The organism is Pseudomonas sp. 05L36 (genome assembly GCF_056398125.1).
In genome coordinates, this window is the sequence record NZ_JBFTOU010000038.1 from 1 (window position 1) to 21,654 (window position 21,654).

General features: G+C 61.1%; 18 protein-coding genes and 5 pseudogenes. 9 read left to right on the forward strand and 14 right to left on the reverse strand.

What is annotated here, in order from left to right; translation table 11 throughout:
- The 3 genes and pseudogenes from AC1DKH_RS27545 to AC1DKH_RS27555 form a co-directional block, all read right to left on the reverse strand.
- Window positions 1–89 (reverse strand): annotated as a pseudogene (locus tag AC1DKH_RS27545) (glutamine amidotransferase); the annotation flags it as partial.
- Window positions 90–204: 115 nt separating this feature from the next.
- Window positions 205–825: a tyrosine-type recombinase/integrase gene (locus tag AC1DKH_RS27550; protein WP_477755187.1), complete on the reverse strand. Its 621-nt coding sequence runs from the start codon at window positions 823–825 to the stop codon at window positions 205–207.
- A 188-nt stretch (window positions 826–1,013) separates the two neighbouring features.
- Window positions 1,014–2,180 carry an MFS transporter gene (locus tag AC1DKH_RS27555; RefSeq protein WP_477799912.1) on the reverse strand — a complete coding sequence of 389 codons (1,167 nt, stop codon included), beginning with the start codon at window positions 2,178–2,180 and terminating at the stop codon, window positions 1,014–1,016.
- A 94-nt stretch (window positions 2,181–2,274) separates the two neighbouring features.
- Between AC1DKH_RS27555 and AC1DKH_RS27560 the strand changes: the two genes are divergently transcribed.
- Window positions 2,275–3,168, forward strand: coding sequence for a LysR family transcriptional regulator (locus AC1DKH_RS27560; RefSeq protein ID WP_477799913.1), 894 nt, complete (start codon window positions 2,275–2,277; stop codon window positions 3,166–3,168).
- 174 nt (window positions 3,169–3,342) lie between these two features.
- Here the strand turns inward: AC1DKH_RS27560 and AC1DKH_RS27565 are convergent.
- Window positions 3,343–3,888, reverse strand: a pseudogene (locus tag AC1DKH_RS27565) (IS30 family transposase); the annotation flags it as partial.
- On the opposite strand from AC1DKH_RS27565, the pseudogene AC1DKH_RS27570 reads away from it, so the two are divergent.
- A pseudogene (locus AC1DKH_RS27570) lies at window positions 3,887–4,231 on the forward strand (acyl-CoA dehydrogenase family protein); the annotation flags it as partial. The pseudogenes AC1DKH_RS27565 and AC1DKH_RS27570 overlap by 2 nt on opposite strands.
- 82 nt (window positions 4,232–4,313) lie before the next feature.
- Here AC1DKH_RS27570 and glyA read toward each other — a convergent pair.
- The 5 genes from glyA to serC all read right to left on the reverse strand — a co-directional run bounded on the left by glyA (window position 4,314) and on the right by serC (window position 10,115).
- Entirely contained in the window at window positions 4,314–5,579 is a 1,266-nt protein-coding gene (gene glyA / locus AC1DKH_RS27575) for a serine hydroxymethyltransferase (protein ID WP_477755184.1), read from the reverse strand.
- 25 nt (window positions 5,580–5,604) lie between these two features.
- Window positions 5,605–6,786 carry an aspartate aminotransferase family protein gene (locus AC1DKH_RS27580; protein WP_448093375.1) on the reverse strand — a complete coding sequence of 394 codons (1,182 nt, stop codon included), beginning with the start codon at window positions 6,784–6,786 and terminating at the stop codon, window positions 5,605–5,607.
- 24 nt (window positions 6,787–6,810) lie between these two features.
- Window positions 6,811–7,656 (reverse strand): YggS family pyridoxal phosphate-dependent enzyme, encoded by an 846-nt coding sequence (locus AC1DKH_RS27585; protein ID WP_477799914.1) that lies wholly within the window; start codon window positions 7,654–7,656, stop codon window positions 6,811–6,813.
- Window positions 7,656–8,909 (reverse strand): benzoate/H(+) symporter BenE family transporter, encoded by a 1,254-nt coding sequence (locus AC1DKH_RS27590; protein ID WP_477799915.1) that lies wholly within the window; start codon window positions 8,907–8,909, stop codon window positions 7,656–7,658. The genes AC1DKH_RS27585 and AC1DKH_RS27590 overlap by 1 nt, the downstream gene beginning before the upstream one ends.
- A gap of 123 nt (window positions 8,910–9,032) precedes the next feature.
- On the reverse strand, window positions 9,033–10,115 hold the full coding sequence (gene serC / locus AC1DKH_RS27595) for a 3-phosphoserine/phosphohydroxythreonine transaminase (RefSeq protein WP_477760423.1): 1,083 nt from the start codon (window positions 10,113–10,115) through the stop codon (window positions 9,033–9,035).
- Window positions 10,116–10,250: 135 nt separating this feature from the next.
- Between serC and pdxR the strand changes: the two genes are divergently transcribed.
- Window positions 10,251–11,747 carry a MocR-like pyridoxine biosynthesis transcription factor PdxR gene (pdxR, locus tag AC1DKH_RS27600; protein WP_477754921.1) on the forward strand — a complete coding sequence of 499 codons (1,497 nt, stop codon included), beginning with the start codon at window positions 10,251–10,253 and terminating at the stop codon, window positions 11,745–11,747.
- On the opposite strand, the gene AC1DKH_RS27605 is transcribed toward pdxR, so the two are convergent.
- On the reverse strand, window positions 11,744–11,920 hold the full coding sequence (locus AC1DKH_RS27605; RefSeq protein ID WP_452627785.1) for a hypothetical protein: 177 nt from the start codon (window positions 11,918–11,920) through the stop codon (window positions 11,744–11,746). The genes pdxR and AC1DKH_RS27605 overlap by 4 nt on opposite strands.
- Window positions 11,921–11,951: 31 nt before the next feature.
- Window positions 11,952–13,250 (reverse strand): serine hydroxymethyltransferase, encoded by a 1,299-nt coding sequence (locus AC1DKH_RS27610; protein ID WP_452627786.1) that lies wholly within the window; start codon window positions 13,248–13,250, stop codon window positions 11,952–11,954.
- 260 nt (window positions 13,251–13,510) lie between these two features.
- Here AC1DKH_RS27610 and AC1DKH_RS27615 point away from each other — a divergent pair, with 260 nt between their 5' ends.
- The 6 genes from AC1DKH_RS27615 to AC1DKH_RS27640 all read left to right on the forward strand — a co-directional run bounded on the left by AC1DKH_RS27615 (window position 13,511) and on the right by AC1DKH_RS27640 (window position 19,560).
- Complete coding sequence (locus AC1DKH_RS27615; protein ID WP_477754920.1) at window positions 13,511–14,725, forward strand: MFS transporter; 1,215 nt, start codon at window positions 13,511–13,513, stop codon at window positions 14,723–14,725.
- Window positions 14,726–14,888: 163 nt separating this feature from the next.
- Complete coding sequence (locus AC1DKH_RS27620; protein WP_477754919.1) at window positions 14,889–15,851, forward strand: AurF N-oxygenase family protein; 963 nt, start codon at window positions 14,889–14,891, stop codon at window positions 15,849–15,851.
- Window positions 15,848–16,909 carry a 2Fe-2S iron-sulfur cluster-binding protein gene (locus AC1DKH_RS27625; RefSeq protein WP_477799916.1) on the forward strand — a complete coding sequence of 354 codons (1,062 nt, stop codon included), beginning with the start codon at window positions 15,848–15,850 and terminating at the stop codon, window positions 16,907–16,909. Before AC1DKH_RS27620 ends, AC1DKH_RS27625 begins: the two co-directional genes overlap by 4 nt.
- A gap of 37 nt (window positions 16,910–16,946) precedes the next feature.
- A complete protein-coding gene (locus tag AC1DKH_RS27630) occupies window positions 16,947–17,657 on the forward strand; it encodes a glutamine amidotransferase (RefSeq protein ID WP_448093385.1) in 711 nt (236 codons plus the stop codon).
- Window positions 17,658–17,737: 80 nt separating this feature from the next.
- Window positions 17,738–18,106 (forward strand): antibiotic biosynthesis monooxygenase family protein, encoded by a 369-nt coding sequence (locus AC1DKH_RS27635; RefSeq protein ID WP_007985036.1) that lies wholly within the window; start codon window positions 17,738–17,740, stop codon window positions 18,104–18,106.
- Window positions 18,107–18,417: 311 nt separating this feature from the next.
- The gene (locus AC1DKH_RS27640; protein WP_477754917.1) at window positions 18,418–19,560 is read left to right on the forward strand and encodes a DegT/DnrJ/EryC1/StrS family aminotransferase; all 1,143 of its coding nucleotides are present in this window, start codon (window positions 18,418–18,420) and stop codon (window positions 19,558–19,560) included.
- Window positions 19,561–19,607: 47 nt separating this feature from the next.
- Here AC1DKH_RS27640 and AC1DKH_RS27645 read toward each other — a convergent pair.
- The 3 genes and pseudogenes from AC1DKH_RS27645 to AC1DKH_RS27655 all read right to left on the reverse strand — a co-directional run.
- Window positions 19,608–19,886, reverse strand: a pseudogene (locus AC1DKH_RS27645) (hypothetical protein); the annotation flags it as partial.
- 39 nt (window positions 19,887–19,925) lie between these two features.
- Window positions 19,926–20,474, reverse strand: a pseudogene (locus AC1DKH_RS27650) (cation diffusion facilitator family transporter); the annotation flags it as partial.
- Between the two features lie 344 nt (window positions 20,475–20,818).
- Window positions 20,819–21,430: an alpha/beta fold hydrolase gene (locus AC1DKH_RS27655; RefSeq protein WP_477799923.1), complete on the reverse strand. Its 612-nt coding sequence runs from the start codon at window positions 21,428–21,430 to the stop codon at window positions 20,819–20,821.
- Window positions 21,431–21,654 lie beyond the last annotated feature (224 nt).

The following is a 21,654-nucleotide window of genomic DNA, read 5'->3' on the forward strand; positions in this document are numbered from 1 at the left end:
ATCCCGTAAAACGGGGACGCAGTTCCAGCAATGAAAGCATATTCCCAGTCCGCAAAACCGGGTGTCAGTATCAATCCCACTCGTGCCATCAGTCAGAATCCTCCATGAATGCCAATAACATATGGCGACAACAAACATACATCAAGGGAAGGGCTGCTTTGGGTCGGATAGCGACGGTCTAGCATCGACCGTCACTATGGATGATCAGACCTCCGTTTGTTCTGCCATTTCCAGGGCATCATCGACCTCGATTCCCAGGTATCTGACAGTGCTTTCAAGCTTCGTATGACCAAGCAGGAGTTGGACAGCTCTCAGGTTCTTCGTCCTGCGATAGATCAACGATGCCTTGGTTCTCCGTAGCGTGTGGGTACCGTACATGGTTGGGTCAAGGCCAATGGCTGTCACCCACGCTTTGACTATTCGAGCGTATTGCCTGGTGGATAGATGCTCTGAGGCGTGCAACCGGCTCGGGAACAAGCAGTCCTCGCTGCGGAGATGCGCCTGATGCATCCACGCCTCCAGAACCGTTCGGGTTTGCTCAGTAATTTCAAATTGCACTGGGTGCTGAGTTTTCTGCTGCATCACGATGGCCCGTGACGACACATGCTCCCCATGGGCAATGTCTCGGACTCGCAACTTGGTTAAGTCGCAGGCACGCAGCTTGCTATCGATGGCCAAGTTGAAAAGCGCCAAATCACGTGTCTTCTCAGCAAGCTGAAGTCTCACGCGGATGGCCCAGATATCTCTGACTCGAAGCGGAGCTTTCTGCCCGACAAGCTTTCCCTTGTTCCAAGGCTGATGGCTGTATCTAGCAATAGTGTTCATGGCTCGTCCTCCACGTTGAGGGGGAGGACAAGGGTGGATCAGTCACAATGGCTGGTGGTCGCTATCCGACCCAAAGCTGCCGGTCAGCAATGGCTAAAATTGACCGATTGCCGCCCCTCGCCAAGGGCAGCAATTCTACTACTTGCCGCCACTCATCGATGGTAACGAACCACTCCCCCCCATCTTCGTCACACCACTGCTGCTTCAATCGTTCTGGAACGCCAGGCATAAGCCAACACCATCAGCAGCCCCAGAGCAGCCATCGCCGCTCCGGCCAGGGAAATCGCCGGATAACCCAGACCAGCGTTGATCACCGCTCCGCCCAGCGCTGCGCCAATCGCGTTGCCAAAATTGAAGGCGCCAATGTTCACCGCAGAGGCAAGATTGGGCGCGTCCTTCGCTGCTTCCATGACGCGCATCTGTAGCGGCGGCACCAGGGCGAAGCTGGCGATACCCCATATCAGGATGGCAACGGCGGCCGGCAGCGGCCAACGCATCAGTACGGTGAACGCCAGCAAGACGAGAATCAGCACGCTCAGCGAAACGATCAGGGTGCGATCTATCGAGCGGTCGGCGGCCTTGCCGCCCCACATGTTGCCCAGCGTCAACCCCACACCGAACAGCACCAACATGGCGGTGATGTAGGCGGTGGACGCATGGGCCTCGCTGCTGAGGATCGGCGCGATGTAGGTGAAGACGGTAAACATTGCACCCGAGCCGACTACGGTCAGGGCCAATGCCCCCAGCACCGGGCCACGGCCCAGTACCCGAATTTCGGCCAGTACACCGACGCTTTGCGGCGTCTTCAGGTTAGGCAGGGCGAACCACAACGCGGCCATGGTCACCACGCCGAGGCCGGTAATTCCCCAGAAAGCGGTGCGCCAACCGAACAGTTCACCAAACCAGGCGGCCAGCGGCACACCGCCGATGGTCGCCAGGGTCAGGCCCATGAACATCGCCGCAACCGCCCCGGCACGTTTCTCCGGGGCGACCACGCTGGCGGCGACGATGGAGCCAACGCCAAAAAATGCACCATGGTTCAGTGAGGTCACCACCCTGGCGACCATGAGGCTGTAGTAATCGGTGGCCAGGGCTGACATCAGATTACCCAGGGTGAAAATCGCCATGAGTCCGATCAACAGATATCGCCGGGGAATCTTGCCGGTGGTCAGGGTCATCAGCGGCGCGCCGAGCAGTACGCCCAAGGCGTAAGCACTGACCAACAGACCTGCGGCGGGAATGGAAACGCCCAGATCCGCAGCGATTCCCGGCAACATGCCCATAGGGGCAAACTCAGTAACGCCGATGCCAAAGGCACCGATGGCGAGTGCGACAAGTGGTGGATTGATACGCATGGAAGGCTCCTTATCTATGCCGCCAATGCTACGATCCAACCTTTTGAGGCGGTAGATAGCATTTTCGGCAATCACCTTTGCGTAAGGGGCACAAGTGGACTTCAATGGCAGGTCAGGTGAAATGAGCGTGTTCGCCACCGTGGCGCAGGAAGGCAGCCTGTCGGCCGCCGCGCGTGCATTGGGGCTGACACCCTCGGCGGTCAGTCGCATCATCGCACGGGCCGAACAACGTCTTGGCACCCGCCTGCTGTTGCGCACCACACGAGCGATCACCTTCACCGCCGAGGGCGAAGCTTTCCTGCGGGGTGCCCGGCGTATCCTGGCCGACATGGACGAGGTTGAAGAAGCCATTGCCGATCAGGGCGTACCGAAGGGCCGATTGCGGGTTAGCGCCGCCCTTGGCCATGGACGGCTGGCCATCGTTCCTTTGGTGGCAGCATTCAGCGCTCGTTACCCGAACATCGTCGTCGACCTCACGCTCGGCGACGAAGTGGTCGACATTCTCGGTGGCCAGGCGGACGTGGCGGTGCGCTTTGGTCATCTGCCAGACAGCCCGCTGACCGCGCGCAGGATCGGCGACACCGGCCAGGTAGTGGTGGCATCTCCCGAGTATCTGCAGCGGCACGGCATTCCCCAGGAACCGGAAGACTTGCTAAGGCACAACTGCCTACGCTTCAACTTCCGGCGTGCCGAACCGAACTGGCCGTTCATCCGCGACGGAAGAGAGTTCTCCCTGAAGGTCAACGGCAACATCGAATGCAGCAGTGGTGAAGCACTGGCACAACTCGCGAGAGTAGGTGCCGGCATTGCGCGCATTGGCGAATTCAGCGTGAGCGAGGATCTGCAGCGCGGCCAACTGATACCGCTGCTCGAAGCCTGGAATCCCGGCGACCAGGAACCGATTCATGCGGTGTTCGTCGGCGGGGCGACAATGCCGGCGCGGGTGCGATTGTTCGTGGACTTCTTGCTGGAACATCACCGGATGTAAGCGGAGGCGTAAGCTGATATTTCCGGGTACTTGTGATGTTGAAGTGACCAAAACATTTTTGGGTGCACTATCAATAGATGGTTTGCCTTACTGGAACAATCGTGAGCTCTGGCATTGATGGGTCGTCCGCACGTCTTAAATGGCCGTCGTGAAAGACCGCTTTTGGCTGTGGATTCAACCGGTCGACGCAACAGATTGGCTAAATCGTTCTGCCGGTGTTTCGTAGTCTAGTGTTTTCCGAGGGCGGCTATTTAGCTGCCTTGCGACTTCATTGAGCGTGGCTTGCGAGTGATCCGCAAGGTCGGTTCCTTTCGGGAAATACTGCCTTAACAACCCGTTGGTGTTCTCATTCGATCCCCGTTGCCAAGGACGATGAGGATCGCAGAAGTAGACCTTGATGTCGGTAGCCACCGTAAAGCGCTTATGGTCAGCCATCTCTTTGCCGCGATCCCACGTCAGCGATTTGTAGAGTTCTTGGGGTAAGTTGCGGGCGTTCTCTATCAGGGCGCTGATGACCGTCTCGCTATCCTTACCGACCAACTTCACCAGCATTACGTAGCGGGTATGACGCTCAACAAGAGTGGCAATTTGGCTGTTCCTGCTTCCGCACAGCAGGTCACCCTCCCAATGACCTGGAACCGCCCGATCCTTAGCCGCGGCTGGGCGTTCGCGGATCGATACCGCGTCAGTGATTCGACCGTGATTTTCTTTCTTCTGCGTGCAACTGCTGCAAGTGATCGGCGAAGTCGCCAGCCAGGCATACGCCGCCCAGGCCATCGCCCAGCAGGCTGCGCAGCGCTTGGAGCGCACCGCGCAATACGTGATCGACCATGCGGACGACGACCCGCAGGTGGTATTGGCGGAGCTGGAAGTGTGCCTGGCGGTGAATCCGGTGGTGGACGCCACGTTGGCAGCGACGACGGCATTGTTCGATGCGCTGGGGGCGAGTGCCACGGCGAGCAACAAGGCACTGGATCGGTTGTGGCGTAATGCGCGCACGTTGGCGAACCCCAATCCGCGAGTGTACAAGTCGCGGATTGTGGGCAATTACCTGGTCAATGGCGCGTGGGTGTGGCCAAGGGGATCGCCTGATAAAACAGCTGAACACCCGGCCACCACCCGATCAGGCAATGGCCGGGCCAGACTCAGCGATAGACCGGAAAACGACGGCACAGCGCGACAACCTGTTCGCGCACGTGGTGCCCGACCTTGTCGCTGCCTCCGTTTTCCAGGGCGTCCAGTACGTCGCACAACCAGCCGGCCACTTGCTCGCAGGCCTCCACACCAAACCCGCGGGTGGTCACCGCCGGGGTACCGATACGAAGGCCGGATGTCACAAACGGTGAGCGCGGGTCATTCGGCACCGAGTTTTTGTTGGCGGTGATATAGGCACTGCTCAGGGCCGCGTCGGCCTCCTTGCCGGTGTAGGGCTTGTCGGACAGGTCGATCAGCATCATGTGGTTGTCGGTGCCGCCCGAGACGATCTTGTACCCGCGCTTTTGCAACACCCCGGCCATGGCCCGGGCGTTGATGACCACTTGGGTCTGGTAGATGCTGAACTCCGGCGCAAGCGCTTCCTTGAACGCCACGGCCTTGGCCGCGATCTGGTGCATCAGCGGCCCGCCCTGCACGCCGGGAAACACAGCGGAGTCGAGCTTTTTGTAGAAGGCATCATCCTGTCCCTTGGACAAAATCAAACCGCCGCGTGGCCCGCGCAGGGTTTTGTGCGTGGTGCTGGTGACCACATGCGCATGGGGAAGCGGGTCCGGGTACTCGCCCGCGGCGACCAGCCCGGCGACGTGGGCCATATCGACCCAGAAGATAGCCCCTACCTTGTCGGCAATGCTGCGCATGCGTGCCCAGTCCTTGTACCGCGAATACGCGGAAAAACCACCGATCAACATTTTGGGGCGCGTCTGCAGTGCGATTCGCTCCATCTCGTCATAGTCAAGAAAGCCGGTTTTCGGGTCCAGTCCGTAAGGCACGATGGTGTAGTGACGCCCCGAAAAGTTGGCCGGGTTGCCGTGGGTCAGGTGACCGCCCTGGGCCAAGTTCATGCCCATCACCGTATCACCGGGGTTGATCAGTGCCAGGAAGACCGCCGCGTTGGCCTGGGCGCCCGCATGGGGTTGCACGTTGGCGTAGTCGCAGTCGAACAGGGCCTTGACCCGCTTGATGGCCAGCCGCTCGGCCACATCGACGTATTCGCAGCCGCTGTAATAGCGCTTGCCGGGGTAGCCTTCGGCGTACTTGTTGGTGAGCACCGTGCTCTGGGTTTTCATCACCAGCGGGCTGGCATAGTTTTCCGAGGCGATCAGCTCGATATGGTCTTCCTGGCGATGCTCTTCGTTGTGAATCGATTCATACAGCTCAGGGTCGAAAGCGTTGAGGGTCAGCGTCGAGTCGTACATGTGCAAAGTGTCCTTGGTCAAGAATTCAAGCGGCGGGTGACAGCAGGCGCGTGATGCGCGCGGCGATGTCGTCGATCTGTGCGTCATCGCAGATCAGCGGCGGCAACAGGCGCACGGTGGTGCCCCGTGTGACGGTGATCAGCAGACGTTGTTCTTCACGGGCCCGGCCGACCAGTTCGGCGCACGGGCCATTGAGTTCAATGCCGATCATCAAGCCGATGCCGCGAACGGACACCACCTCAGGATGGTTGCCCAGCGCCAGCTTCAAGGCCGCCAACAAGCGGCGGCCCGAGGCGGCAGCGCGTTGCGGGATGTGATCGCGCTGCATGATGTCGAGCACTGTGCAGCCCACGCGGCACGCCAGCGGGTTACCGCCGAACGTGGACGCATGGTGGCCGGGGGAAAACAGCTCGGCGGCCTTGCCCCGCGCCAGGCACGCGCCGATGGGGAAACCGTTGCCCAGCGCTTTGGCCAGGGTAATGACGTCCGGCTCGATGCCCGCATGCTCAAAGCCAAACCAGGTACCGGTGCGGCCCAGCCCGGTCTGCACTTCATCGATCATCATCAGCCAGTCGTGTTCATCACACAGTTGGCGCAGGGCCTGCAGGTAGCCGGCAGAGGCGGCGTGCACGCCCCCCTCACCCTGCACCGGCTCGACGAGCACCGCGACGATATCGGGTGACTGCGCCGCGACCTGGCGAATCGCCTCGATGTTGTCGAAAGGCACTCGCACAAAGCCCGGCATCAGGGGCTCGAAGCCGCGATGCACGGCGGGGTTGCCGGTGGCGGCGAGGGTGGCCAGGGTGCGCCCATGAAAACTGTTGTCCATCACCAACACTTGCGGCTGGGTCACCTGCCGGGCGTTGGCGTGCAGGCGGGCCAGTTTGAGCGCCGCTTCGTTGGCCTCCGCTCCGGAGTTGCAGAAAAACGCCCGTTGCATGCCCGAGAGCAGGCACAGTCGTTCGCCCAATTGCTCCTGCCATGGGATGCGAAACAGGTTGGTCGTGTGCAGTAACACCGTGGCCTGTTCGGCGATGGCCGCGGCAATTTCGGGGTTGGCATGCCCCAGGCTCGTCACCGCCACACCGGCGATGGCATCCAGGTATTCAACACCCTCGGTGTCCCACAACGAGGCGCCCTGGCCTCGGCTGAACGAAACCGGTTGTCGGGCTGAGGTGTGCATGAGGTAAGCGGGTGCAGCGGACATTGCGGGCCTTCCTGTAGAGGGGGATCAACGGCTGGGAGTGATCGACAACAACGTGTCTTCACTGAGGGGGCGGGCATCGGCGGTCGGCCAGTAGTACGCATCCGGCATGGCTCGGGCACCGAAGATCGCCTGTCCGACGCGCACCACGGTCGCGCCCTCTTCAATGGCGATTTCAAAGTCACCCGACATGCCCATCGACAGCTCTTGCAGCGACACCCCATCAGGGGCGCAATGACGCAAGCGGTCGCGCAATTCACGCAGCCGGACGAAGCAAGGGCGCACCCGCACCGCGTCGGCCGAGAACAGCGCCAGCGTCATCAACCCGCGAACCCGCAGTGTCGGGAACGCTGGCATAGTCTCCAGGAAAGCCGCCACGTCATCGGGCGCCAGCCCGTACTTGCTGGCTTCGCCGGAGGTATTGACCTGGACGAACACGTCCATCTGCCGACCTTCAATGCGCAGGCGACGGTCCAGCGCCTCGGCCACCCGCAGGCTGTCCAGGGCCTGGAACTCGCTGGCGAAACGTGCGACCTGCTTGGCCTTGTTGGTCTGCAAGTGGCCGATCACCGACCATTGCAGGTCTTGCAGGTCGGTCATGGCTTCCCACTTGCGCTGTGCTTCCTGCACCTTGTTCTCGCCCAACAGGCGGCAACCGGCGGCATAGGCCAGACGCAGATGAGCTTCATCAAAGGTTTTGCTGACCGGCAGCAAGCGCACACCGGCCGGGTCCCGCCCTACCCGACGGCACGCCCGGGCAATGCGTTGCTGCACGGCGGCCAGGTTGCGGCGAAAGTCTTCGACACTGTCGGCCTGTGGGTAACGGCCATGGCGCGCATGCAGGATGTTGAGGTCTTCGGTTGGATCAGGCATCAGTTGGCCGCTCCTTTGGTGGGCACTGCAACCGGTTCGGCCTGTGGGACAGCAGTCTTTTCACGACGCGGCAACTGCCCATTGAGCACGGCGTAGGCCGCCAGGCCGATGACCAGGCCCCAGAACGCGCCGCCGATGCCCAGCAGGGTGATATTGGCCGCGCAGGCCAGAAAGGTGATCAGCGACGCTTCCCGCGATTTCACGTCCGCCATGGCATTGGCCAGGCTCGCGCCGAGGGTGCCCAACAGGGCCAGCCCGGCCAGGGTGGTGATGAAGGTCGCCGGGAAGGCCATGAACACCGCCGCCAGGGTCACGCCGAAAATCCCCACCAAGATGTAGAAGATGCCCGCGGCCACGCCTGCGATCCAGCGCCTGGACGGATCTTCAGACGCTTCCTTGCCAGTGCAGATGGCGGCCGTGATGGCCGCGATGTTGAAGGCATGGGAACCGAACGGCGCCATCAGCAAAGAACCCAGCCCGGTCACGCTGAGGATCGGGTTGGCACTGGTGTTGAACCCGTCATTGCGCAGCACCAGCATGCCCGGCATGTACTGCCCGGTGAGGGTGATCAGAAACAGCGGCAACGCCACGCTCAACAACGCATTGACCGAGAACTCAGGGCGTGTGAACACCGGTGTCGCAAACTCCAGCGCCAGCCCCGTGAAATCCACGCGCCCCTGCATCAGCAGAAAGCCAAGCCCCAGCACCAGAATGCCGACCACCGCATAGCGCGCACTCAAGCGCTTGAACACGATGTAGGCGCCGATCAACACCCCGACCAATAACGGGTCGACGCTCATGCTGGCGAACGCACCGATGCCGAACTGCAGCAGGATGCCGCCCAACAAGCCCGCTGCCACACCGGGCGGGATCAGACGAACGGCTTTTTCAAAGTAGCCGGACACGCCCAGCAGCACGAACGCTGCAGCCGAAATCATGTACGCCCCGATGGCCTCGGCGTAGGGTGTGGTCGCCAAGGCGACGATCAAAAAAGCCGCCGCCGGGGTCGACCAGGCGGTGATGATCGGCTCGCGGCTCACCCAACTGAGGAACAGCCCGGTCACCCCTACCCCGATCGATACTGACCAAACCCACGACGCCGTCAACTCAGGGCTGAGCCCTGCGGCCTTGGCGGCCTGAAACACCAGGATGAAGGTGCCGCCGTAATTGACGATCACCGAAATCAGCCCGGCAACCACCGGGTGCAGCAGGTCCCGCAGACGCAGGGACGAGAGGGATTGAGTAGATGACATAGGTCTTGGCTCCTTGCTGGACGATGTATCCGGCCGCTGGTAAGCGGTCATTTATAGCCGTTGAATGGCAGGTTTTACCCCTACGCTTTAACGCAGCAGACCAGACCAATTTGCGCGGCCGGCTCATCCATGCTCGCGCGCAAACGCGTTCATGAAATCGCACAGCGCCTCGACCGCCGGCACTGAAACGGCGTTGTAGAGGCTGGCGCGCAGGCCGCCGACGCTGGCGTGGCCTTTGAGGCCGTTGAGGCCGGCCTGCTCGGCGCTCCGCAAAAAGGCCTTCTCCAGCGCCGCCTCGGCCAGCCGGAAGGGCACGTTGTTGATGGAGCGATACGGTAACTGCACAGGGTTGCGATAAAACCCGTCACTCCCATCGATGGCGCGGTACAGCATTCGCGCCTTGGCCTGGTTGCGCTGATGTAGGGCCTGCAGGCCGCCACTGTGCTTGATCCACTTGAGCGTCAGGCCGGTGAGGTACCAGGGGAAGGTCGCCGGGGTATTGGGCATCGACTGCGCGTCGCTGATGCGCGCGTAGTTGAGAATGTCCGGGGTAAAGGCATGGGAACGCTCCAGCAACGCCGGGTCCACGATGACCACCGTCAACCCGGCCACGCCCATGTTTTTCTGCGCGGCGGCATACACCAGCCCATGCCTGGCGATGTCGATCGGCTTGGACAGCAGGCTTGAACAGGCATCGCACACCAGCGGCGCGTCGCTCGCGGGCGTGTCGATGAACTGCACGCCGTGCACCGTCTCATTCTCGGTGTAGTGCAAGTAGGCGGCGTCGGCGTTAAGGCGCCAGTCCGAGGCGTGGGGGACGCGGTCGAAACCGGACGCGTGGGCACTGGCAACCACGCGCACATCGCAGTAGCGCCGTGCGGCCTCGATCGCCTTGCCCGACCAGAGGCCGGTGTGCAGGTAATCCGCCGTGCCTTTATCGCCTATCAGGTTCATCGGCACTTGAGCAAACTGCAACGAGGCGCCCCCTTGCAGAAACAACACTTTGTAGGCGGGCGGCACCCCGAGGATATCGCGCAGGTCCCGTTCGGCCTCGCGGGCCACCGCCATGAACACCTGCGAACGATGGCTGATTTCCATCACGGACATGCCGGTGCCGGCAAAATCGAAAAACTCCTCGTGCGCCTGAGTGAGGACGTCCAACGGCACCGCGGTGGGGCCTGCGCTGAAGTTGTGTGACCGAGCCATGGTTGAGTAACTCCTGTTCAAGAACGCTCGCCCTGTGCGTAATCACCGAGGTAAAGCCTAGGGTGGCGAGGGCCAGAGTCTACGGATAAACTGGCCTGCCTTTACCTGCCAGTTCATGGAAAGAGAGCAGACCACATGGCAAAGACCTTCGAGCTGGAAACCCTGAAGATGCGCCTCAACGACGCTGAGTTTCAGCTGCTGGATTTGCACCAGCGGATCCAGCGTGCGTTGCGTGCGCTGATTCTCGACGGGGCCCTCGGCCCCGGCTTGAAACTGCCCGCCACGCGGGTGCTGTCCAAGTCACTGGGCTGCGCCCGCGACACCGTTGAGAACGCCTATGTGCAGTTGCATCGGGACGGGTTTATCGTGCGCCGCGAAGGCGCCGGCAGTTACGTCTGCGACACGGTGGGCGTCGAATTGCGCGGTGCCGGCCGCCGACGCCTCAAGGCTCAGGAAGTCAGGAGCAGCGTCGCCGCACCGGGCGCCGAACTCAGCCAACGCGGGCGGATGATCTTCGACACCGGCGGCGTGCGCGATCAGCAAGTCATCAAGGCATTCGCCACCGGCCTGCCGGAAACCCGCAACTTCCCGACGGATGTCTGGGAGCGTTTGCAGCGCCAGGTCATGAAGGACTATCGCGCGAATGTGCTGCTGCATGGCGATCCACAAGGGGCCGAGCCCCTGCGCAAAGCGATTGCCACCTACCTGAACCTCGAACGCGGCGCCAAATGCTCCCCCGACCAGGTGCTGGTATTGAGCAGTACGCGTCAGGCGTTGTATCTGAGCGCGCAGTTGCTGGTGGACGCCGGCAAGCCGATTCTGCTGGAAAACCCCGGCTATTACGGCGCCCGCAAGGCCTTCGAAATCGCCGAAACCAAGGTGCTGCCCATTGATGTCGATGAACGGGGCATCCGCACCGACCTGCTGTACGCCGACCGCAGCGGCGCCAATTGCGTGTATGTCACGCCCTCGCACCAATACCCCACCGGCGCGACGTTGCCGCTGGAGCGGCGTCTTGAGTTGATCAATTGGGCGGCGCAAAAACGCAAGTGGATCATCGAGGATGACTACGACAGCGAGTTCCATTACGACGGGCAACCCACGGCGTGCGTGCAGGGCCTGGACAAGTATCAGCGCACGCTCTACATCGGCACGTTCAGCAAGACCCTCTACCCCGGCCTGCGCATGGGGTATATGGTGCTGCCCTCCGAGCTGGTCAAGCCCTTTGCCTATGCGCGCAGCATGATGGACGGCCACACTCCGCAAACGCTGCAACTGACACTGGCGCGCTTTATGGAAGACGGCCATTACAACGCGCATGTCCGGGCCATGCGCAAGCTGTATGCCGGACGCCGGTCGATCATGCACGATGCCATCGGCAAGTACTTGAGCACGGTGGTCACCGCCGAACTGCCGCCGGGCGGGTTGCAAATCCCCTGCTTGCTGAAAGCCGGATGGTCCGAGGAAAAAACCATCCGCCAAGCCGCCACTGCCGGCGTGCAACTGTCCGGCCTCAGCGGCTTGTACGCGGGCGACCCGAAGCAACAGGGCTGGCTGCTGGGATACTCCTCCCTGACCGCGTATGAAATCGAAGCCGCCATGTTGCGCCTGGCCAACGCCCTGAAAATCTAATGGCCCAGCGCATAGTTCATCAGCAACTGCTGGGCCTGGGCGGCCATCCGCGCACGCTTGGGCAGCTTGGGGCATTCAACCGCGATGACGGGTTGAGGCTTGGCGGTGGTGAACAGTCTGAACCGTGACGTGCGGGTTGCCGCCAGGCGGCCGGTGGGGATGATGCCGGGCATTGGTATTCCTTTTCAAAAAAAACGCAGGCGGTTAATACGGCAGCCTGAAACGCTTGGTCAGGTCGCTTATGCCTTCACGAATCGAGCGTTCAGTGCGGCCGTCGAGGGCACCGCTGCGCACGCCACCGAGCATGGCCAGAATCATGTCGCCGATCTCCCTGAATTCATCGACCCCCATGCCACGCGAAGTGCACGCCGCACTGCCGAGACGAATGCCGGACGTCACGGTGGGCTTGACCTCATCGCCGGGCACGACATTTTTGTTCACGGTAATGCCGATTGCCTCCAACGCACGCTCGGCGACATTCCCCACCAGGCCCCAGGGCCGCAGGTCAATCACCCCCAAGTGACAGTCGGTGCCGCCCGACACGACCAACAGCCCACCTTCAGCCAATCGGCCGCACAAGGCCTGGGCATTGGCGACCACGGCGTGGGCATAAGCGCCGAAGGCCGGTTGCAATGCCTCGCCCAGCGCCACGGCCTTGGCCGCTACGGTGTGCATCAGTGCCGCGCCCTGCAGGCCGGGGAACACAGCCGCATTGATCTTCTGCGCAATTGCCTGCTCATTGCACAGGATCATCCCGCCACGCGGACCGCGCAACGTGGCGTGGGTGCTGAGGGTGGTGACGTGGGCGAACGGCACTGGAGACGGATACGCACCACCCGCGACCAGCCCGGCGACGTGGGCGATGTCGGCCATCAGGAACGCACCCACCTCGTCGGCAATCGCACGAAACCGGGCGAAATCCAGCGCCCGTGAATACGCCGAGGCCCCTGCGATGATCAGGCGTGGGCGTTCTTGTCGGGCGATCTGCTCGACCTGATCCATGTCGACCCTATGGGTCACCGGGTGCACGCCATAGCTGAGGGCCTGAAACCAGAGCCCGGACAAGTTGAACGCAGCACCATGGGACAGGTGCCCACCGGACTTGAGGTCCAGGCCCAGGATCTTGTCCCCCGGCGCCAGCAGAGCCAGAAACACAGCCTGGTTGGCTTGGCTGCCCGAATGGGGTTGCAGGTTGGCATAGGCACAGCTGAACAGTTGCCTGGCCCGCTCGATGGCGAGTTCTTCAATTGCATCGACATTGCAGCAACTGGCGTAATAGCGACGCCCTGGGTAGCCCTCGGCATATTTGTTGGTCAGCACCGACCCTTGGGCCTCGAGCACCGCACGACTGACCACGTTTTCGGCGGCGATCAGCTCGATTGACTGCACCTGGCGCTGACGCTCGGCGTCGATGGCGCGCCACACCTCCCCGTCCACCTGGGGCAGCGCAACGCCACTGACCCCTGGCAGCGCGTGGCCCTCCCGATAAGCGAAATGCGGCATGGTCACTCCCTGTGTAAACGCCCGATAACACGCCGCACTACCCTAGCCGCCCACGGACCGGCCAACCATACCAGTTCGTGCCGACGTTGCAGACCACCGCGCTCAATGCCGCTGCCACACGTCTACGCAGGGGCAGGCGTCGTGAAGTCGCAGCCATTCAAAATGGTCTGGTGGACTCATCGGTAATGGACTATCGCACAAGACCATCACCTCATTAAGCTCTGCGCCGGTTTTGCCATGCTCATCACACAGGTTTCGCCATGACGATTCGTATCGGGTTGTTGCCTCAGGTCGCCGCAGCGCACTTTGTCAGTCATTTGCACATCATGGTGCTGGCGGCGCTGTTCCCCCTGCTTCCGGCTTTTTTCAACGTGGATTATGTTGAGCTGGGCCTGGCTTTGAGCCTGTTCAATATCGTCACGGCGCTGGTACAGGCGCCCATGGGGTTTGCCGTGGACCGCCACGGTGCCAGGCGCTTGCTGTTGGTCGCGCTAGCACTGGGCAGCAGCAGTTTCCTGCTGATTGCACTCCTGCCCGGCTACACCTGTTTGTTGATCGGCATGGCGCTGGCCGGCGTCGCCAACGCCATTTATCACCCGGCCGACTACGCCCTGCTGTCCCGACACATTGACCCCGCCCACATCGGTAAGGCGTTCTCCGTGCATACCTTTGCCGGCTTCCTTGGCGCGGCCGTGGCCCCTGTGTTTTTGCTGGGTATCGCGGTGGCGAGCAACCCGGCCATGGCCTTCGCGGCGGCGGCACTGGTGGGGTTTGTCGCGCTGGCGCTGTTGTTGATCCCTGGCTCCGCACTGGCCCGGGTCAGTCGCCTGCATCCCGCCGCCGACCCGACACCCCTCGGTGCCCGTCGCCTGTCACTGCTCTCGCCTATGGTGCTAAGCCTGGCCCTGTTGTTCGTGCTGCTGAACCTGAGCACCGGCGCGATTGAGAAGTTCTCGGTCGCCGCCCTGATGCAAGGCCAGGGCGTGGCCTTGACCTGGGCCAACTCGGCGTTGACCGCCTTCCTCTTTGCCAGCGCCTTCGGCGTGCTGGCAGGGGGAGCCTTGGCCGACCGGACCCGCCGCCATGGCGTAGTGGCAGCCAGCGCGTTTGCATTGGCCACCGCGCTGATGCTGCTGGTCGCCACGGCACGCTTGAGCGAGCCGGCGCTGCTGGTCGTGCTGGGGACAGCGGGTTTCCTGACCGGGGTGATCGCACCGTCCCGCGACATGCTGGTACGTGCGGCCGCCCCGAAGGGCGCCGAAGGCAAAACCTTCGGCATCGTCTCTACCGGTTTCAATATCGGTGGCGCCATCGGCCCCATCGGGTTCGGCTGGCTGCTCGACCAAGGCCACCCCGACGCAATTTTCTGGGCCAGCGCCGCTTTCATGGGCCTGACCGTTGTACTGACCCTGATGCAGGAGCGGTCCATGGCCAGGACCCGAAAAGTGATGGCACTCCAAGTGGCATTCAAGTGACCTGGGTCAATAGCCCCAGTGTGTTTTTGCCGCAGACTTGAAGGGCACCGTCCCGCATTGATTGCGCTGCCCCCCCCACCCCCCGCTTGTGCGGACCCGTTATTTTTGCAAGGACTGCACGGTAAACCCGAACACCAATAGTCGATTTCCTTGGAGTTAAAACATGGAACGTTTGAATTGTGGTACCGATGACGTGGTAAAAAACATGCTGGCCAAACTATCCACGCTCTGGAAAACCCGCGCCGCCGTCAACAACCCGCAACCGAACTACTGGGGCCTCGCCTTTGATGCCGACAAGCACGACTTCAGTCTGTCGCTGCTGCCGTTTCGTCATCACCAGGCCTGGCTCGAAGCCCCCCAGGACTTGCAATCCAAATGCCTGTCTTACGCGTGGGGCATCTACAACCTCAAGACCATCTACATCGAATGCAATGTGGTCGTGCCTGCCTGCGAGGACATTATCAAGACCCCGCCGCCGAGCAACAACCGCGCCCTGCTGCAGGACGTGATGTCTCAGGCACTGCTCGACGAAGCCCTGCACACGCGCATGTCCATCATGGCCTGCAACTATATCTATGACATGCGCAAACTCACCCCGCTGGATTTCAGCGCCTTCAACCTGGTGACCTGGCGCGAAGCCCTTCTGGCAAACTGCACCGCCGAATGGGAGCGACGCCTGACCCGCTTCGGCGTCGCGTGCGCCAGCGAAACGCTGATCACCGACTACCTCAAGACCATGGCCGAGGACGCCAGCATTCAGGCGGTGTGCCATGAGGTCACGCGCACCCATGCTATGGACGAGTGGAGCCATTCCAGCGTCTTCAGCTTCGTCGCTTCCGACATCGTCAATGGCCTGAGCCGCAAGGAACGCGAGTACCTGCGCTCGATCATCCTGCGCACGGTGCAGATGTTCGCCAATAACGAAATGGGCGCATGGTCCACCGTGTTTTCGATGCTGGATTTCCCCCATGCCGGCGAGATCCTGCATGACGTAGGCGACAACAACGAAATCAGCGTCTACACCGACTCGCTCGAAGCCCTGATAGACCGGATCGGCTTGACCGGCAACGGCCTCAGCAGTGCCGAGCATGCCATTGAAACCTTAGGCGAGAAGGCCCGCGCATGAACGCCATGACGTCCCTCCAGGCCCAGTGCGAACACGTGACCATTGAAACGGCCAACGTAAAAGTCTTCACCCTGCGCGCGGTGGACGCAACCGCCGAATTCCTCGACAGCCTGGAAGCAGGAAAACACGTGGCCCTGCACGCCGCTGACATGGCGGGCACCCATCACCAGCGGCTGTATTCGATCACGCGCAAGCGCGGCGCCGACCGGTTCGACATTGCGGTCAAGCGCGAAGGCCATGGCGGGGTTTCGGACCAGTTGCACGCTACGCTGCAAGCCGGCTCGACCACCTCGGTGCAGTTTGTGGCGGGTGATATTTCGCTGGAGTCGGTTCTGGGTTGCCGACAAATCGGCATGCTCGCCGGCGGCATCGGCATCACCTTGCCGATTGCGTTGCTGCGCGGCCTGGTCGAGCGCGCGCGACGCGGACTGGCGGTGCCCGATGTGAGCCTGCTGCTGTGTGTGCCGACCATCGCCGAGATTCCGTTTCTACATGAGTTGCTGGAGCTTGAGCTGACCACATCGTGGTTCTCCTTGCAGGTGTTCGTCACCCGCGAAGCGGTCAACAACAACGGGCACTTCAGCGCCGGTCGTCCCCAAGCCCAGGACCTGAGCCGGCTGGGTAACCCCGAGAGCGTGGTGATCTGCGGCAGCCATGGCTTCGCCCAGGGCATGCGCGAACACACGCTGGCCATGTTCCCCGCCAGCCGCTTGCTGATCGAGTCATTCACGCCACCGGCCGCGCCGGTCACCGCCGCACAGACCGAGGCTCAGACCGACGCGACGCTGCGCCTGTACTTGAACCACAACGATCAGGTGCTGGAGCCACCCGCCGGCAAGAATTTGCTGGAGATGCTCGAAACCAGCGGTATTGCGGTGCGCAGCCTTTGCCGCGCCGGCATCTGCGGTCACTGCCGGCTGAAAGTGTCGGAGGGTCACTACACCCTTGAGCCCGACTTTTGCCTGACGGACAAGGACAAGGACGAAGGCTACGCCCTCGCCTGCTGCACCTTCCCGCAATCCGGGACGATCAAGGTCGAACTCACCACCACGGCATGAACCGTTACCGTCCTTACTTCAACAACTGGGTTTTTCCATGAAAACTGCCATTGCATTGCGCCACATTCACTTCGAAGACGTTGGCACCCTGGATGCCGTTCTGGCCGAAGGAGGCTATACGCTGATTTACCTGGACCCCACGGTCGACGCCATCTACAGCGAGCAGGTGTTGCAGGCCGACTTGCTGATCGTACTCGGCGGCCCTATCGGGGCCCATGACGAGCAGCTGTATCCGTTTTTGCACGACGAATTGAAGCTGGTGCGCCAGCGCGTTGCGTCCGGTAATCCCCTGCTGGGTATCTGTCTCGGTGCGCAATTGATCGCCCGGGCCATGCACGCCAACGTCTACCCGATGGGGGTCAAGGAGATCGGTTTTTCACCGCTGACCCTGACCGCGGCCGGTCAGGACTCGCCGCTCGCCGCGCTGATGGACACCCCCGTGCTGCACTGGCATGGCGACCAGTTCGATGTGCCGGAAGGCGCTGTGCTGCTGGCCAGTACCCAGGTGGGTGCTCATCAGGCGTTCGCCGTGGGCAACACGATTCTCGGCCTGCAATTTCACCTCGAAGCCGATACCGCCAACATCGAGCAATGGCTGGTTGGCCATGCCAGCGAACTGGCACAAACCGGCATCGATCCTGTTGCGTTGCGGAGCGAGGCCATTAACCTCGGCGACCGCCTGACCCGCGCCGCGGGCCACGTCATGCGGGCCTGGCTGAACAACCTGGGCACCCCGATAAAACACTAAAGGCGGTCGGGCAACCTCCCCCCCGCATTTGCACCATGTAAAACCACCTGAAAAATACCGTCAAGGATGAGGAGTCAAGAATGATCGTAGTTTTGTTTGAGTTGCAGGCACTGCCAGGCCAGGGCGAGACCTATGTTGACCTGGTCAACAAGCTGACCCCGCTGCTTGAACCCATGAGCGGGTTTATCTCCGTCGAGTGCTTTCAAAGCACGCTGAACCCCAAGAAGGTGATGTCGGTCACCACCTGGCGCGATGAGGAAGCCGTGGTGCAGTGGCGCAACGTGACAGCCCACCTGTCGGCCCAGCGCGCCGGGCGCGACAAAATCTTCGATGACTATCGCGTGCGCGTGACATCGGTGATTCGTGATTACGGCCTGCGTGATCGCGAACAGGCACCGTACAACGTAGTGGTCGACGGTGAACCCGCCACGGCTGCCGCGGTGGTATAACGCCGTATTCTCGTCAGCTGCACAGGGGCGAGAGATTTATTGTCGGTGGTTGTGGTGAGCGGGCTCATACCCCGAGCTATCGCCGCCAGGCTGATGTCATCGTTGAGTGAAAAACCAGGCGCGCGGCAAGGCGCCTGGACGACCGGGCGCACCCGCTACCAATCTGTTGAGTCTCTAGCTGGATGCTGATGGCCGACATTGCAGTGCTTCAGCTACGTGGCTGCGACCGAAAGCGTCTACGTGTTCCCGCCAACTCCTTATTCACAGGCTGTCGATTACTCCAACAAATATATAAGGACTTCACGACCATCATGAACTATCCAGACTTCCTGCCGTTTGCCAAACCCTCTATCGACGAAGCCACGATCGCAGCCGTCGGCGACGTCTTGCGCTCCGGCTGGATTACCAGTGGGCCTAAGGTCCAGTTATTCGAAGCGCAGCTCTCGGACTATTTCGGCGGACGCCCGGTACGGACGTTCAATTCCGGAACCTGCACCATGGAGATCGCCTTGCGCATCGCGGGTATCGGTGCTGGTGACGAAGTCATCACCACTCCGATCTCGTGGGTTGCAACGGCCAACGTGATCATTGAAGTGGGTGCGACCCCCGTGTTTGTCGACGTTGATCCAGTCACTCGCAATATCGATCTGGCTCAAGTCGAAGCGGCAATCACACCACGGACCAAGGCGATCATTCCGGTCTATCTATCGGGTCTGCCGCTGGATATGGATCGTTTATATGCGCTGGCGAAAAAACACAACCTGCGGGTGGTGGAGGATGCTGCACAAGCGCTGGGTTCGTCCTGGAAAGGCGAGCGCATCGGGGCTTTTGGTGATTTTGTGTCCTTCAGCTTCCAAGCCAACAAGAACATCACCTCATCCGAAGGCGGTTGCTTGGTGCTGAATAATCTCGAAGAGGCACGTCTTGCCGAGAAACACCGGTTGCAGGGTGTCACTCGCAGCGGCTTCGATGGTTTGGATGTGGATGTCCTGGGCGGCAAATACAATATGACCGACATTGCCGCGACCATCGGCCTGGACCAGTTCGCGCATATTGAAGCGATCACTGCCCATCGTCGAGAGTTGGCTAAATACTATTTCGAGTGCCTCGGCAGTGATTTCGAAGCGAAATACGGTGCTCAACTACCGGTCGCCGATTTCGATAACAGCAACTGGCACATGTTTCAGCTAGTGCTGCCAGAGCGTCAGGACGGTAAGCCGGCCCGGGCCACGTTTATGGAGCAGATGCAAGAGCACGGTGTCGGCATCGGCTGTCACTACCCCTCGATCCACTTATTGAGCTTGTACCGCGCGCGCGGCTTCAAGGAAGGTATGTTCCCGATTGCAGAACGGGTTGGCCGTCTGATCGTTTCGCTGCCGATGTTCAATGCCATGACAACAAGGGACGTCGAACGCTCGGTGGAAGCAGTGAAAGCAGTACTGCAACCTTGCTGAGCGCCAGCAAGCCAGTTTTTTGTGTGGGCGACGCCAACGCGTTACTGGGAGCGATCTGAAAGGTTCAGATCGATGTAGGCCTCATTCAACGCGATGGCCGTCAGCTCAAAGATGCGAGCCTTCGCGACTACCTGGGCGAGCTTTCTGTCAGCCAAGGTTTCGAACACCCAGATCACCTTCAGGGTTTCAGCCAACGCGTTCAGGTCAGCAGTGTGGGTGAGCCAGGTAAAGCCTTTGATTTCACCTTTTGCTGTTTCGCACGCTTCGGTCAGCGTGGTTATCAACCAGTGTTCGATCCGCGCCAGTTCACGTTTCCCTGGAGGCATCGCAAGTTCCTTTGGAGATAATGGAGGGGAGGCGCTGAATCAGGCCGGTCGAAATTCGACCGTCAGATGGCTGACTTCGTGAACCGGTTTGAGACGTTCACGAATGCTGTCGGCGTTCGCACTGGACTCATCAAGGACGCTGACGATGGCCGCATGGGCTTGCGGTCCAACCCGCCAGACGTGCAAGTCTGTGATGGTGGCATCCCCCGGTTTCTCAACCAGTTCGCGGATTTCCTCGGCAACGTGCGCGTCTGTTTGATCCAGCAATACACCTGCGGTGACCCCCATCAAGGTCCATGCCCAACGCGCGATAACGATGGCGCCGACGATGCCCATGACCGGGTCCAGCCATACCCAACCCAGATACCGACCAGCGAGCAGCGCTGCGATGGCCAGAACCGACGTCAGCGCGTCTGCGATGACGTGGACATAGGCCGATTTCAGGTTGTTGTCGTTCCCGTGATGAGCATGGGTATGGCCATGATCAACATGATCGTGCCCATGACTGTGCCCGTGGCCCAGCAGCAGGGCACTGACGATGTTGACGATCAAACCGGCAATAGCGATGAGCGTAGCGGTGCCCTTGTTACGCTCCTCTTCACTGAGCCCAGGGTTCGCACCTTCAGTCTGGCACTCAGGATGCCGAAGTGAGGAGGAGTCCATCCCATTGCTTTTGGCCGTTCTCGGCCTGTCACAGTTGGCAGAAAATGGCCCCATAGCAGGTTAACCAGGTGCAAAATCGCATGTCATAGACTCAATCCTGGTTCGTACACTTTTAACGACGCTTTTTTTCATCTCTATGCGGTTTGCGCAGAGTATCCGGCGAGGTTAGGCGCGATATGCCACCGGTTGTCTGTCCGTTATCCGAGAGGTCTTGAAACGCACGGGGCCGCACAATCAGTCCGAAGCGGTGGCAACAAGTGCTCCGCTCATCAGCAGACCAGATGTCTCTCGATCAACCTTGCCACTTCGGCTGCGTGAGTAAAACCCAGATTGTGATCGGCGCCAGGGAAAACGTGTAGTTCAGCGCGGGGTAACAGTTGAGCAAGGCGCTGGCCGACGCGAACGGGGCTGATCAGATCAGAATCTCCCCAGAGGAGCAGGACTGGCATGCGCAACTCGACCAACCGGAGCGTGAGGTCGGTGTGGTCGTCGAGAAACCAACTCGGCAGTGTCGGGTTGGCGGCAGCAAAATCCGGGCGCCAGTCATGCGCGCCCAGAGCAGACATATCCACCCCGCCAGAGGTGACGGTCAGCGTCAGGTGCGTGATCAGTTCAGGGCGTTCAAGCGCTGCAAGCACAGCGACTATACCGCCCATGGACTGCGCCACCAGCGCTACGGGCCGGTCGATCTCGGACAGCACGCGAGCCACCAGATCATCCATGCCGGTCACGCCAGGCAAGGGCGGAGTGTCTCCAAAGCCGGGCCAGCCGATATGGACCTGCTGCGCCGGGTGGGCCAGGCGCTCAGCAACCGGAAGCCAAAACCGGGTGTTACCCGAGGCTCCGGGCAGGAAAAGGAGTTTGGCGGGGGATGCGATCAAAGGTTCAGTCCTTGAAGGTGGGATTGAAAGAGTCAGCAGGAAGGCAAAATGGATGCCGCAAGGTTCGATGACCACTTCGCAACGAGAACCGCCGGTAGTGAAGGGCAGCTCGCGACCCATACCGACCTGTAGCCGTCAGATATTCACCCAGCGAACAGCTAAGGGAGATTTGGGGGTAATCATGACGTAGCATGGCTACATGATAATCAGCTTCCGATTTTATC

Bases quoted from the DNA above. Each gene is read 5' to 3' on its own strand.
- AC1DKH_RS27550 (WP_477755187.1), bottom strand. From the start codon at position 825: ATGAACACTATTGCTAGATACAGCCATCAGCCTTGGAACAAGGGAAAG.
- AC1DKH_RS27630 (WP_448093385.1), top strand. From the start codon at position 16,947: ATGAAAACTGCCATTGCATTGCGCCACATTCACTTCGAAGACGTTGGC.
- AC1DKH_RS27625 (WP_477799916.1), top strand. From the start codon at position 15,848: ATGAACGCCATGACGTCCCTCCAGGCCCAGTGCGAACACGTGACCATT.
- serC (WP_477760423.1), bottom strand. From the start codon at position 10,115: ATGGCTCGGTCACACAACTTCAGCGCAGGCCCCACCGCGGTGCCGTTG.
- AC1DKH_RS27585 (WP_477799914.1), bottom strand. From the start codon at position 7,656: ATGCCTGATCCAACCGAAGACCTCAACATCCTGCATGCGCGCCATGGC.
- AC1DKH_RS27555 (WP_477799912.1), bottom strand. From the start codon at position 2,180: ATGCGTATCAATCCACCACTTGTCGCACTCGCCATCGGTGCCTTTGGC.
- AC1DKH_RS27610 (WP_452627786.1), bottom strand. From the start codon at position 13,250: ATGCCGCATTTCGCTTATCGGGAGGGCCACGCGCTGCCAGGGGTCAGT.
- pdxR (WP_477754921.1), top strand. From the start codon at position 10,251: ATGGCAAAGACCTTCGAGCTGGAAACCCTGAAGATGCGCCTCAACGAC.
- AC1DKH_RS27590 (WP_477799915.1), bottom strand. From the start codon at position 8,909: ATGTCATCTACTCAATCCCTCTCGTCCCTGCGTCTGCGGGACCTGCTG.
- glyA (WP_477755184.1), bottom strand. From the start codon at position 5,579: ATGTACGACTCGACGCTGACCCTCAACGCTTTCGACCCTGAGCTGTAT.
- AC1DKH_RS27615 (WP_477754920.1), top strand. From the start codon at position 13,511: ATGACGATTCGTATCGGGTTGTTGCCTCAGGTCGCCGCAGCGCACTTT.
- AC1DKH_RS27635 (WP_007985036.1), top strand. From the start codon at position 17,738: ATGATCGTAGTTTTGTTTGAGTTGCAGGCACTGCCAGGCCAGGGCGAG.
- AC1DKH_RS27620 (WP_477754919.1), top strand. From the start codon at position 14,889: ATGGAACGTTTGAATTGTGGTACCGATGACGTGGTAAAAAACATGCTG.
- AC1DKH_RS27605 (WP_452627785.1), bottom strand. From the start codon at position 11,920: ATGCCCGGCATCATCCCCACCGGCCGCCTGGCGGCAACCCGCACGTCA.
- AC1DKH_RS27640 (WP_477754917.1), top strand. From the start codon at position 18,418: ATGAACTATCCAGACTTCCTGCCGTTTGCCAAACCCTCTATCGACGAA.
- AC1DKH_RS27580 (WP_448093375.1), bottom strand. From the start codon at position 6,786: ATGTCCGCTGCACCCGCTTACCTCATGCACACCTCAGCCCGACAACCG.